General features: G+C 32.1%; 9 protein-coding genes. All 9 read right to left on the bottom strand.

The features are described 5' to 3' along the window. Nucleotide 1: 1 nt before the first annotated feature. The 9 genes from ACSIGC_RS16860 to ACSIGC_RS16820 all read right to left on the bottom strand — a co-directional run bounded on the left by ACSIGC_RS16860 (nt 2) and on the right by ACSIGC_RS16820 (nt 14,205). Complete coding sequence (locus tag ACSIGC_RS16860) at nt 2–3,184, bottom strand: SusC/RagA family TonB-linked outer membrane protein (protein WP_442265940.1); 3,183 nt, start codon at nt 3,182–3,184, stop codon at nt 2–4. Between the two features lie 113 nt (nt 3,185–3,297). After that, the gene (locus tag ACSIGC_RS16855) at nt 3,298–4,392 is read right to left on the bottom strand and encodes an energy transducer TonB (protein ID WP_442265939.1); all 1,095 of its coding nucleotides are present in this window, start codon (nt 4,390–4,392) and stop codon (nt 3,298–3,300) included. Nucleotides 4,393–4,639: 247 nt separating this feature from the next. Next, the gene (ilvA, locus tag ACSIGC_RS16850) at nt 4,640–5,908 is read right to left on the bottom strand and encodes a threonine ammonia-lyase IlvA (RefSeq protein WP_442265938.1); all 1,269 of its coding nucleotides are present in this window, start codon (nt 5,906–5,908) and stop codon (nt 4,640–4,642) included. 3 nt (nt 5,909–5,911) lie between these two features. Continuing rightward, nucleotides 5,912–7,414, bottom strand: a complete 1,503-nt coding sequence (ilvC, locus tag ACSIGC_RS16845; RefSeq protein ID WP_442265937.1) for a ketol-acid reductoisomerase — start codon at nt 7,412–7,414, stop codon at nt 5,912–5,914. Nucleotides 7,415–7,427: 13 nt separating this feature from the next. Beyond that, on the bottom strand, nt 7,428–7,958 hold the full coding sequence (ilvN, locus tag ACSIGC_RS16840; RefSeq protein WP_442267773.1) for an acetolactate synthase small subunit: 531 nt from the start codon (nt 7,956–7,958) through the stop codon (nt 7,428–7,430). A gap of 2 nt (nt 7,959–7,960) precedes the next feature. Beyond that, the gene (gene ilvB, locus ACSIGC_RS16835) at nt 7,961–9,694 is read right to left on the bottom strand and encodes a biosynthetic-type acetolactate synthase large subunit (protein WP_442265936.1); all 1,734 of its coding nucleotides are present in this window, start codon (nt 9,692–9,694) and stop codon (nt 7,961–7,963) included. Nucleotides 9,695–9,705: 11 nt separating this feature from the next. Beyond that, entirely contained in the window at nt 9,706–11,382 is a 1,677-nt protein-coding gene (gene ilvD / locus ACSIGC_RS16830) for a dihydroxy-acid dehydratase (RefSeq protein WP_442265935.1), read from the bottom strand. A 2-nt stretch (nt 11,383–11,384) separates the two neighbouring features. Then, complete coding sequence (locus ACSIGC_RS16825) at nt 11,385–12,272, bottom strand: branched-chain amino acid transaminase (RefSeq protein WP_442265934.1); 888 nt, start codon at nt 12,270–12,272, stop codon at nt 11,385–11,387. A 469-nt stretch (nt 12,273–12,741) separates the two neighbouring features. Beyond that, nucleotides 12,742–14,205, bottom strand: a complete 1,464-nt coding sequence (locus ACSIGC_RS16820) for a glutamate synthase subunit beta (protein ID WP_442265933.1) — start codon at nt 14,203–14,205, stop codon at nt 12,742–12,744. Nucleotides 14,206–14,208 lie beyond the last annotated feature (3 nt).

The raw sequence follows: 14,208 nt of genomic DNA, 5'->3' as shown, positions 1-14,208 counted from the left end.
TTTAAAATGATACTTTAATTCCTGTAATAAACATTCTTGGTTGTGGATACTGACCTAGATCTACTCCAGCTCCAATTGCACTTGCATTAGAAATATCTGGATCATAACCTCTATATTTTGTAAAAGTGTATAGATTATTTACAGAGAAATAAAGTCTTAAAAAATCTATACCCTTTATTTGTTCTGAATTTAATGTATAACCTAATTGTACATTTTGAATTCTTAAGAATGATCCATCTTCTACATAAAAAGAAGAAAATAACTGATTATTAGCAGCATTTGTTGAAGCTCTTGGAATTTCGTTAGAAGTACCAGGGCCTGTCCATCTTCCATTATACAATGATAATTTATTACTATACGTTAAAAATCGCTCATAACTTCTTACAATTTCGTTTCCTAAAGAAGCATAAAAAGAAGCTCCAAAATCGAAGTTATAAAGCTTAAAATTGAACCCACCACCCATAGTAAAATCTGGAATAGGATCACCTAATACAGTTAAGTCATTTTCGCTACCGAACTCTATATATCCATTTCCATCGACATCTACATATTTTAAATCTCCAGGAGCTGCACCAGGTTGATATTCATCTAAACTTCCGTCTCCATCTCTATCCACTGCTAAAGCATCAATCTCAGCTTGTGTTTGAAAAACACCATCAGTTTTTAACCCATAAAAAACACCAATTGGTAAACCGTTTTGCATTCTAGAAGGCTGTTGATTCAAACCAAATAAACCACCAGAAATAAAACCTGCTGCATTGTTTACATCAATAACCTCGTTATTAATTGTAGTTAGATTATAGTTTAAAGCTAAAGAAACATCGTCAGAAAAATAATGTGTATAATTTATACCAAACTCGACACCTTTATTTTCAACAATACCAGCATTTACTACTGGAGCTCCACTACCTGGTGCAGAAACTCCTAAAAGCGCTGAAATTTCTGGAATTACAAGTAAATCTTCCGTTCGTTTTTTATAATAATCGAGCGTAATGTTTAAGTTATTATTATAAAATCCTAAATCAAATCCGATATTCGTTTGAATTGTCGTTTCCCATTGTAAATCTTGATTAGACAAAACTCCTACAGCATTTCCGAATGATAAAACATCTCCAAAAGGATACGTTGCATCTCCATTTACACCTTGTAAAAAACCTAACCACCTATAAGCTCCAATTTTGTCATTTCCAACAATCCCCCAACTTCCTCTCAACTTAAGATTAGAAATACCCGTATCACTTAAAAAATCTTCGTTATGAACTACCCATCCTGCAGAGAAAGAAGGTAAATATGCAACCCTATTATTAGGTCCGAATCTTGTAGAAGCATCTCGACGTAAAATTGCTGAGAATAAATACTTTTCATTAAAATCGTATTGTAACCTCCCGAAGATAGAAGTATAACGATCTTCGATTGTAAAAGAATCTGAATTTATTGTTTCTCTAATATCATTTGTACCAAGATCATCATCATCTATAATAAAAGATTGTGTATTAAATAAGAATGCATTTTTCCACGAATCACTTGCTGTTAGAAACCCAGACCCAAAAATACCTTTGCTTTGTTCAGTCGTTAATGAAAGTCCTAAAGTAGTTTGAAAGTTATGATATTCTCCAAGTGTAAAATTATAATTCACAAAGTTTTCTGAAATGAAAGAGAACAAATTTTGATCATTTTCATTTACTCTACTATACACATCACGATCTCCATCTCCATTTCTATCTAAATTGAATTGACCAGAAATAGGATCTAAACGAACTGTATTCACCACTTTATTTTCTCCATAATATTGAAGTGGAAAATATGCTCTAGCATATACATTCGAATAATTAAAACTATTTCGAGAAGTAAACTCAAAGTTTTTCAGAAAATCATATACCAGTTCAATCTTACCTGTAAATCGATTTACTCTAGTTTCATTAAACGTATTATCTATTACAGCAAAAGGATTTACAATTTCATTCCCTTGTTCAGTTCCAATGTAAGAAAACCCTTTAGAAGGGCCTGTACCATCAGTACCATCAAAAATTGGAGTTAACGGTGAAGCATTATTAGCATAATACAACACAGAACCTCTACTTCCTTCAGGAATAGTACGTCTAATATTATTTGTATATAAAACTAGAGTATTTAATTTTAATTTATCAGTTAAATTTAAACCTAAATTACTTCTTAATGTCCATCTTGCATAATTAGATCTACCTGGAGCTATAATTCCTTTTTGATCTAACAAACTTCCACTAACATTAAAATTATAGGTTTCTCCTCCTCCAGTTGCACCAATATGATGCGTAATCATTGGAGTAGTTTCAAACAATGCGTCTTGCCAATCTGTCTCTGTATTTATATTTTGCAATTGAAAAGGAGGAGTTCCACCATCTGCCGCTATAGTTTCATTTACTAACGCTGCATACTCTATTCCCTTAAGTAAGTTTAATTTTTTAGTTGTTTCTTGTAATGCTACAGAAGTACTATAAGTAAACTTTGTTTCTGTACTATTTTTACCAGATTTTGTTGTAATTAAAATTACTCCATTTGCTCCTCTAACTCCATAAATAGCAGTACTTGCATCTTTTATCACATCTATTTTTTCTATATCATTTGGATCAATAATACTTAAATCTGAACCAATTTGAACACCATCAACTAATACTAAAGGTGAATTATCTCCATTAGTTGTTACACCTCTAATTCTTATATTATATGAAGATCCCGGAGAACCTGAATTAGAACTTACCTGAACTCCTGCTGTTCTACCTTGCAACGCTTGTTCAATCCGTTGTGGATTATTTCGTTCTATTTCTTCAGGTTTTACAGTACTATAAGCTCCAGAGACTAATTCTTTTCGCTTTGCTCCATACCCTATTATAATTACTTCATTTAAAAAACTTTCTTCAGTATCTATCTCTAATTCAACATCTATTAAAGAGCTAGTCACTACAATTGTTTTCTTTTTATAACCCGGATAACTAATTTCTAAAACTTTACCTATTGCAGCTTTTATTATATAACTTCCATCAAATTCCGTTTCTGAAGTAATGGAAGATTCTTTTAATAAAATAAATGCTCCAGGAATTGGTTCTTTTGTTACTCCATCTAACACTTTTCCCTTTACTTCAATATCTTGGGCAAACGAAATAAATGAAAGACATAACAGACTAAATAGTGTAAATAGTTTTCTCATATAAGATGGTATAATTGATTTAAAAATTTGATCTTGTTTGGTGAGGAGAAATATTTATATACACAAATGACATCTTAAAATTTAGATGTCATTTGTGTATACTTTTTTGAATTTTAATTCAGTGTAAAATTGATAGGAAAAGAATAAGAAGTATTTACATTTTCCCCTTCTATTTTTCCTGCTTTAAGCTTTGGTAACTTCTCTATAAATCTGATTGCTGCTACTTCTAAAATTTTAGCATTTTCTGGGCCTTTTGCAGTAATATCAACCACGTTTCCTTTTGAATTAATTACAAAATTCACAACTACCTCTCCTTCAATATTTTTCATTTTTGCCTCTTCTGGATAAGCAAAATAACTTTGAATATGTTCTATTAAATTTTCATTAAAACATGTTAAAGAATCATCATTAGATTTCTTACATGAATCAAACTGTGGAATTATATCTAATGAAGAGAAACTATGAATTGTTTCTTTTACCTTATTTGTATTAGTTTTTCTAATATTTGTCGGTTTCTTTCCTGGAATTTTAAATGTTATTGGTAAGCCATATTTAACAGCTACAGTATTTCCATTATGTTCTCCTGGCTTAAATTTAGGTAGCTTCTTAATAATTCTTTTTGCTTCTTTCCCTAATAAATCTCCTTTGTATGGTGATACAATTTTTAAATCTTGTATATCTCCATTTTTACTTATTGAAAAATGAGCATATACTTTTCCTTGAATACCCCTATCATAAGCACTTATAGGGTATTTAAGATTTTTTCTAATGTGATTTCGTAATTTAACTTTAAAACAACGATCCTGCTCATAAATAGGTGCTGATTCACAACTTTTAAAAAGAGGAATTTGATCTACATAATCATATGGTAAAACATCTGGTATTTCTTCTTTTTTAACATCTACTATAGAATTAACAATATTAACTTTCTTTTTTATTGATGCTAGTTTATGAGAATAACCTGCTGAAGATAAGCCAGTGGCTTTATCTCTTTTTCTTACCACTCTTCTTCTTCTCGAAGTAACTTGAACGGTAACTTTTTGTACTTTATTATCTTCAGATTTTCTGTCGATAGAGCACTTTGTAATACTGTTTAGATCTAAAACTGGATCATCTACAGAGTTTGAACATGTCTGTGAAGACTGGGGGCTGACATTGGCTATACAGAATAGCAACAGAAGTGTCGAAAACCTTAGTTTTATATTCATAATACGGGGGGTTTAATGTTTAAATGAAACTAATTTTCTCTATTATTTGTAAAAAATATATAAGAACTTTTTAATTATTTTTCTTGTTTTAAAAAAACAATCACACCTACTAATATACTAATTAACAATCTATTAAAAAAACAAAAAATCACAAAAAGTAAAAAAAAGGTTATTTTCTTTATTATTTAATAAGGAAAACACCAATAAAAAAACCGAGTTAAACACTCGGTTTTATCTATAAAAATGATTAAACTAAAAATTCGAAAAGATTGGGCTTATCGTTAAGATATTCTCCGTAGAAATTCAATCTTTTCATTCTTTCAATTAAAGGATACAAATCTTTACTTTCTTCTAATTCAATCCCAACAACTGCTGGTCCGTTTTCTCTAGTCGTTTTTTTTGAGTATTCAAAAAAAGTGATATCATCGTTTTCTCCTAAAACATTCATCACAAATTCTTTTAATGCTCCAGCTCGTTGCGGAAATCGAATTATAAAATAATGTTTTAAGCCATTATGTAAAAGCGCCCTCTCTTTTATTTCGGCTGTTCTAGTAATATCGTTGTTACTACCACTAACTACACAAACTATATTTTTTCCTTTTAACTCTTCTTTAAATTGATGTAACACACTAACTGTTAAAGCACCAGCAGGTTCAACCACAATAGCTTCTTTATTATACATTTCTAATATAGTTTGACAAACTTGACCTTCAGGAACTGTAACCATATCATGTAAATTCTCAGCACAAATTTTATGTGTTAAATCCCCTACTTGTTGTACAGCAGCTCCATCCACAAACTTATCTATCCTATTTAATTTTACAGGATTTCCTTTATCTAATGCATTTCTCATAGAAGGTGCTCCTGTAGGCTCTACTCCTATAATTTTTGTATTGGGCGAAAGATACTTAAACACTGAAGATAATCCAGATGCTAAACCTCCTCCTCCTACTGGTACAAAAACGTAATCTATTGGAACATTCGATTGATTTAAAATTTCTAACCCAACAGTTCCCTGGCCTTCAATGACTTTTGGATCGTCAAAAGGATGTACAAAAGTCATTTTGTTACAGTCAGCAAATTTTTTTGCATTAGTATACGAATCATCAAAAGTATCGCCTATTAATTCAATTGTTACATATTTACCGCCAAACATTCGTACTTGCTCTACTTTTTGTTTTGGTGTAGGCGCGGGCATAAAAATAGTTCCTTGAATTTCTTTTTTATAACAAGCTAATGCGACACCTTGAGCATGATTTCCTGCACTAGCACAAACAATTCCTCTCTCTACTTGCTTAGCTGTTAAAGAGTTTATCTTATTATATGCTCCTCTTATTTTATACGAGCGCACTTGTTGAAGATCTTCTCTCTTTAAAAATATATTTGCCTTAAAAGTATTAGAAAGATTAAAATTTTCTTGCAATGGTGTAACTGCTGCTACACCTTTAAGTGTAACAGCAGCTTCTTTAATTGCTGACAATTCTGGAAAATATGTTTTCTTTACTATTGATTCCATAATTTACGACAAGACTAACTCTGATTCTGTCTTTTCTTCTTTTATTGCTTTCATAGCTGTCATCGCAGCTCTTAATCGTTCACCTACTTCTTCAATAGGATGATTTCTAATTGCTTTATTTACTTTAATTAATTCTGCATTGTCTACACCATTAGATGAACTAAAATTTTCTCCTACTAAATCAGTAGTAACTGTAGTCATAAAATCTTGTAATAATGGCTTAGCTGCATGATCGAATAAATAACAACCATATTCAGCGGTATCAGAAATAATTCGATTCATTTCATGTAATTTCTTTCTTGCAACAGTATTCGCTATCAAAGGAAGCTCATGTAAAGATTCATAATATGCAGATTCTTCAATAATTCCTGAAGCAACCATAGTTTCAAAAGCTAATTCTACTCCTGATTTCACAAAAGCAACTAACAATGTTCCTTTATCAAAATAATCTTGTTCAGAAACTGCAACTTCAGTAGCTTCTGTTTTTTCGAAACCAGTTTCGGCAGTATCAGCTCTCCAAGCCAATAAATTTTTATCATCATTCGCCCAATCTTCCATCATTGTAGATGAAAAATAACCAGACATAATATCATCCATGTGTTTATTAAACAATGGTCTTAAAATATCTTTTAATTCTTCTGATAAATGATACGCTTTAATTTTCGCTGGATTAGATAAACGATCCATCATATTCGTAATTCCTCCATGCTTTAAGGCTTCAGTAATCGTTTCCCATCCATATTGAATTAATTTACTAGCAAAATGTGGTTCTACACCATCTGCTACTATTTTATCGAAACATAATATTGAAGCTGTTTGTAAAACTCCACATAAAATCGTTTGTTCTCCCATTAAATCAGATTTTACCTCAGCCACAAAAGAAGACTCTAAAACTCCAGCTCTATGCCCACCTGTTGCATAAGCATAAGCCTTAGCTTCAGCTAACCCTTTTCCTTGAGGATCATTTGCTGGATGTACAGCAATTAAAGTTGGCACTCCAAATCCTCTTTTATATTCTTCACGAACTTCACTACCAGGACATTTTGGAGCTACCATAATCACTGTTAAATCTTTACGAACTTGAGTTCCTTCTTCAACAATATTAAACCCATGAGAATACGACAATGTTGCTCCTTCTTTCATTAAAGGCATTACAGCCTTTACTACATTACTGTGTTGTTTGTCTGGCGTTAAATTACACACTAAATCTGCAGACGGAATTAACTCATTGTAAGTTCCAACCACAAAATTATTCTCCGTTGCATTTTTATACGATTGACGTTGCTCTTTAATTGAATTTTCACGTAAAGCATACGAAACATCTAATCCAGAATCTCGCATGTTTAAGCCTTGATTTAAACCTTGTGCCCCACAACCTACAATCACTACTTTTTTACCTTCAAGGGCTTTAATACCTTCAGAAAACTCTGTAGATTCCATAAATCTACATTTTCCTAATTGCTCTAATTGCTCTCTTAATGATAATTGATTAAAATAATTTTTCATGACTCGTAAGTTTTTATTTTTTTATTGATTCTAATAGTTCTGATACAGGCATTTCTTCTTTTGTAATTGCAATTCGACCTGATCGTACAAATTGCTTAATTCCATGTTTATCTAGTAAATGATAAAGCTCCTCTACTTCTTCTTTTGTTCCAGATTTTTCTAAAACAAAAAAATCTTTATTAATATTAATTACTCTTGATTTACTTCCGTTAATTACTTTTTGTATTTCATCGTTTTCAGTAAGTAAATCTGTTCTTAATTTGAACAAACACGATTCTTGATACACAGTTTCTTCATCGACATGATAATATGCTTTTATCACTTCAATTTGTTTTTCTAATTGCCCAATGATTTTTTTAATCTGTTCTTCTTCTACTCTTACTAACAATGTAATCCTAGAAACACTACGAATCTCAGATTTTGATACATTAACACTTTCTAAATTGATATGTCTTCTTTGAAATATTGCTGAAATCCTATTTAGAACTCCAATGTTATTTTCGGTATATATTGATACGGTATACGTTTGCTTTTCACTCATAATTCTTAACTTAATCTTACATCTGAAACTGATGATCCTGTAGGTATCATTGGAAATACATTGTCTTCTTTCTCTACACATACTTCTAAGAAAAAAGCTTCTTCTGATGCCATCATTTCCGAAACTGCATCAGCTAATTCCTCTCTTTGTGTTACTCTCTTAGCATCGATATGATATCCCTTAGCTATGGCTACGAAATCTGGATTTGTCATTGTAGTTGACGCATACCTCTTATCAAAAAATAATTGCTGCCATTGACGAACCATTCCTAAGAATTCGTTATTTAATACTACAATTTTAACTGCTGCTTTTGTTTGTAAAATTGTACCTAACTCTTGAATAGTCATTTGGTAGCCACCATCTCCAATTACCGCAACAACTTCTCGTGCTGGAGTTCCCATTTTTGCACCAATTGCAGCTGGCAAAGCAAATCCCATGGTTCCTAAACCTCCTGAAGTAATATTACTTTTACTCTTATTGAAATTTGCATATCGACAAGCAATCATTTGATGCTGACCAACATCTGTAACTACAATAGCATTTCCTTTAGAAGCATTATTAATTTCTTTAATTACTTCTCCCATGGTTAAACCATCTTTTGTTGGATATAAATCTTTCTTAATGACTTTATCGAACTCAATAGCATCGTGATCTCTAAATTCTTGTAACCAAGATTTATGTTCATTATCTTTTAAGTACGGAAGTATTTCTTGTAAACTTTCTTTCGCATTACCTAAAACTGCAACATCTGTTTTTACATTTTTATTAATTTCTGCAGGATCAATTTCAAAATGAATCACCTTAGCTTGTTTAGCATAACGACTTAAATCACCTGTTACACGATCATCAAATCGCATTCCTACAGCAATTAAAACATCACATTCATTCGTTAATCGGTTAGGTCCGTAATTTCCATGCATTCCAACCATTCCTACATTTAGCTCATGAGAAGTTGGTAATGCTGATAAACCTAAAAGTGTCCATGCTGAAGGAATTCCAGCTTTTTCAATGAATGCTTTAAATTCTTCTTCTGCTTCCCCTAATATTACTCCTTGACCAAAAACCACCATTGGTTTTTTAGCTCCATTAATTAAATTTGCCGCTTCTTTAACAGCTTTTAAATCTATTTTTTGCACAGGTTGATAACTACGAACAGCTGTACAAGGCTCGTAAGAAAACTCAAACTTTTCGAACTGAGCATTTTTTGTAATATCAATCAAAACTGGCCCTGGTCTACCCGAACGAGCGATATAGAAAGCTTTAGCGAAAACCTCTGGTATTTCTGAAGCTTTTGTAATTTGATAATTCCATTTTGTTACAGGTGTTGAAATACCAACAATATCAGTTTCTTGAAATGCATCAGTCCCTAATAAATGTTCTGCTACTTGGCCTGTAATACAAACCATCGGTGTAGAATCGATTTGAGCATCTGCGATTCCTGTAATTAAATTTGTTGCTCCAGGTCCAGAAGTTGCTATTGCAACACCAACTTTTCCTGTAGCTCTCGCATAACCTTGAGCTGCATGTGTTGCTCCTTGTTCATGCCGAGTTAATACATGATTTAATTCTTTTTGATATTTATACAATTCATCGTAAACAGGCATGATTGCTCCACCTGGATATCCGTATAAAAGATCTACTCCTTCTTCTAACAAACACTTAATAACTGCTTCAGCACCAGAAATTGTCACACTAGCTTTTACACTTTGTTCTTTAACTTTTTTTGTTCTAGTTTCCATGTTGTTACTTTTTAAAATTCATCTGTTACACATCCATTAGATGCAGATGCTACTGTTTTTGCATATTTATAAAGTACTCCCCTCTTTACTTTTAATGGAGGAGCTTTCCATTCTTTTCTTCTTGTTTCTAATTCTTCATCTGAAACTTCAAGATTAATTGTATTTGTTTGTGCGTTAATAGAAATTTCATCTCCATCTTTTACCAGAGCAATTACTCCACCCTCCTGAGCTTCAGGAGTAATATGCCCCACTACGAATCCGTGTGTTCCTCCAGAAAATCTACCATCTGTAATTAAAGCTACCTCTTTACCAAGTCCAGCTCCCATAATAGCAGCTGTTGGTTTTAACATTTCAGGCATTCCTGGCCCTCCTTTTGGTCCTTCATAACGAATTACCACTACATCACCTTTTTTAACCTCTCCATTTTTTATTCCATCATTTGCTGCAAATTCACCTTCATAAACTTTGGCTTTTCCAGAAAAAAACAATCCTTCCTTACCAGTAATTTTTGCTACAGATCCGTCTTTAGCAAGGTTTCCGTATAACATTCTTAAATGTCCAGTTTCTTTAATTGGATTATCAACAGACTTTATCACTTCTTGTCCGTTAGTAAGACTTGGAACTTCTATTAAATTTTCAGCCAAAGTTTTTCCTGTAACTGTTAAACAATCACCATGTAGTAATCCTTTTTCTAAAAGATATTTTAATACAGCTGGCGTTCCTCCTACTCTATGTACATCTTCCATTAAATATCGTCCGCTTGGTTTTAAATCAGCTAGAAAAGGGGTTTCATCTGAAATACGCTGAAAATCTTCTAATGTAAATTTTACATCAGCAGCTTTTGCAATAGCTAAAAAATGTAAAACTGCGTTAGTAGAACCACCCATTACTGTTACTAAACGAACTGCATTCTCAAGTGATTTCTTTGTAACTATATCAGAAGGTTTTATATCTTTTTCTAAAAGTACTCGAAGTGCCTCTCCAGCACTAACAGCTTCTTCTTCTTTATTATTGCTAATTGCTGGATTAGAAGAATTATATGGTAAACTCATACCTAAAGCTTCTATTGCAGAAGCCATTGTATTGGCTGTATACATACCACCACAAGCTCCAGCTCCAGGGCAAGCCTTTTCTATTACATTTTGATATTCTTGTTGCGTTATGGTTCCCGCTACTTTACTTCCCCAAGCTTCAAAAGCAGAAACAATATCTAATTTTTTCCCTCCATGGTGCCCTGAAGCAATTGTACCTCCATAAACAAGAACTGAAGGTCTGTTTAAACGTAACATCGCCATTAAAGCTCCTGGCATGTTTTTATCACACCCCACAACAGTAACTAAGCCATCATATGACATTGCTTGCACTACAGTTTCCATAGAATCTGCAATTACATCTCTTGATGGTAAAGAGTAACGCATACCTGGTGTTCCCATTGATATACCATCAGAAACACCTATAGTGTTAAAAATTAAACCTACTAAATCGACATTTTTGGTTCCTTTCTTCACCAACTTTGCCAAATCATTTAAATGCATATTACAAGGATTACCTTCATATCCAGTACTTGCAATTCCTACCAATGGTTTCTTTAAATCTTCATTTGTTAAACCAATTGCATGCAACATAGCCTGAGCAGCTGGCTGTGTATCATCTTGAGTTACTTGTTTACTAAATTTATTTAATTCCATTTTTAAAATGCTTTTTCTTGTACTCTTTCTTCTAGTACTTCTGCTTTATATAGTTTCATTAAATTATATCCATGTGATATTTTCCAATCCATTGGAAATTTATAATCATCAATAGACTCTAAACCAACAACTTCAGCAGCTGTTCCTGTAAAAAAACAAGCATCTGCTTTTTTTAATTCTTCTAGAGTAAAATGCTTTTCTTGTATTGAAATACCTTCTTTTTTACATAAATCTATTACTGTAGCTCTAGTAATTCCAGCCATAATATGACCTTTAGGTGGAGTATATAATTTCCCATCTTTCTGCATAAAAACATTAGCTCCTGAACATTCTGCTACATTTCCATTCATATCTAGTAGCAAAGCCTCATCGTAACCTTGGCTTTTTACTTCATTCGTAGATAAAATTGAGTTTACATAATGACCTGTAATCTTAGCTTCAACAAAACAAGAGTTCGGGTTAGGTCTTTGAAACTTTGAAGTTTTTACTCGTAATAATTTATCTCCCATTAACTTTCCCCACTCCCAACATTGTATGACTAAATTAGTTTCAGGTGAAGTTGCTAACCCCATATTTTCTCCAGTAAAAACCAAAGGTCTTATATAAGCATCTTGGAGATTATTTAACTCTAAAAGTTTGTAAGTAATTTCTGTTAATTCTTCTTCAGAATACTTAAATTGTATCCCCATTACATCGACTCCATACTTTAATCTTTTATAATGTTCGTACGACTTAAAAATTCTAGTTCCATTTTCTGTTTTATAGGAACGTATACCCTCAAAAACCCCATTTCCATAATGTAAGCTTTGACTATACATATTCATCTTAGCATCTGTTGCTTTGATAAATTCTCCATTAAAAAAAACAATACTTTTTTCGTTGAAATACATGATTCATCTATTTATAATTCTAATTTATTTTATCCCTTTTTTATTTAGTTTTTAAAATTTTGCTCCTTATGATTTTTAACACTTTTAAAAAACACACAAAAACCTAATAATCAACAACATAACAAAACAACAACACGACAATCAATAGTTAAAAAAAAGGCCTGTATCAAGTAATTGATACAGGCCTTTTTATACAATAGCAAACTATATCAACTCGGTGGTGAGTTAATAATGACTACGCTAATAATAATGTTTACTATAATGTTCATGTTTATAAACTAAAAAAGGCTTCCTAAAATTTAGGAAGCCTTTAATTATATCTTAAAATTTAAATATCACTTCCCTTATCCTTGTGAAATAATAATCACAACGACAATGATAGAAATGATATTTAAAATTCTTGTATTCATCTGATAGTGCAAATATTGTTATTTTTTTTTGAATTATCCTAATCAATTTTAAAAAAACATTATGCACTTAACAAATCATTACTGTCTTTTAATGGTAAACTTGAGCTTCCCATTAAATAAGCATCTACATGATGAGCTGCTTGTCTTCCTTCTGAAATAGCCCAAACAATAAGTGATTGACCTCTTCTCATATCACCCGCAGTGAATATATTTGGAACATTCGTTTGATAATTACTTGTACTTGCTTTAATATTAGATTTAATGTCTAAATCTAAATTTAATAACTCTGGTAATGTTTTCTCTGGACCAGTAAATCCTAAAGCCAAAAATACCAAATCACAAGGCCAAGTTTTTTCCGTGTTTTCTATCTCTATAAGCTGTGGACGCTCACCTGGAATAACTTTCCATTCTACTTCTACAGTTTTTAATGCAATAAGTTCACCTTTATCATTCTTTATAAATTCTTTTGTATTAATAAGCCAATTACGATCGCAACCTTCTTCGTGAGAAGAACTAGTTTTTAACTGTAAAGGCCAAAATGGCCAAGGTGTTTGTACACTTCTTGCTTTAGGAGGTTTTGGCATAATTTCGAAATTAGTTATCGAATTTGCTCCATGACGATTAGAAGTTCCAATACAATCTGAACCTGTATCTCCTCCTCCAATTACAATTACATTTTTACCTTTAGCACTAATAACTTCACTTTCTAAATCTGAATTAAATAACGCTTTTGTTTGCTTTGTTAAAAAATCCATCGCTTGGTGTACACCTTTTGCATCACTTCCAGGAATATTTAACGCTCTAGCTTTTGTAGCTCCGCCGCATAATACTACAGCATCAAACTCTTTTAGTTTATCAACAGAAACATTTACTCCAATATTTGCATTTGTTTTAAATGTAATCCCTTCTGCTTCTAGAATTTTTACTCTTCTATCGATAACTTCTTTCTCTAGTTTAAAGTTAGGAATCCCGTAACGTAACAAACCTCCTACTTCATCTTCTCTTTCAAAAACAGTTACCAAATGCCCAGCTCTATTTAATTGTTGAGCAGCCGCTAAACCAGCAGGACCAGAACCTACTACAGCAACACTTTTTCCTGTTCTGTAATTTGGAAGTTTTGGTTTTATCCAACCTTTTTCAAATCCTTTTTCTACGATATACTTTTCTGTATTTTCTATAGAAACTGGTTGATCTATAATTCCTAAAACACAAGCTTTTTCACAAGGAGCTGGACATAATCTTCCAGTAAACTCTGGAAAGTTATTAGTAGAATGTAAAATATCTAATGCTTTTTTCCATTCTCCTTTATGAACCATATCATTAAAATCAGGAATTAAATTTCCTAGAGGACAACCACTATGACAAAAAGGAATTCCACAATCCATACAACGAGAACCTTGTTTTTGTTGCTCTGTAATTGATAATGGACTTGTAAATTCTTTAAAATTCCTTACTCTATCTTTAACAGCTGTATTTGTCTCTTGTTTTCTATTGTATTTTTTAAATCCGCCTAATTCTCCCATGAT

Source organism: Tenacibaculum aquaeponti, from assembly GCF_052084715.1.
Taxonomy (GTDB): domain Bacteria; phylum Bacteroidota; class Bacteroidia; order Flavobacteriales; family Flavobacteriaceae; genus Polaribacter.
Note: the sequence above shows the minus strand (reverse complement) of the source record. Positions and strands in the feature narration are given on the sequence as shown.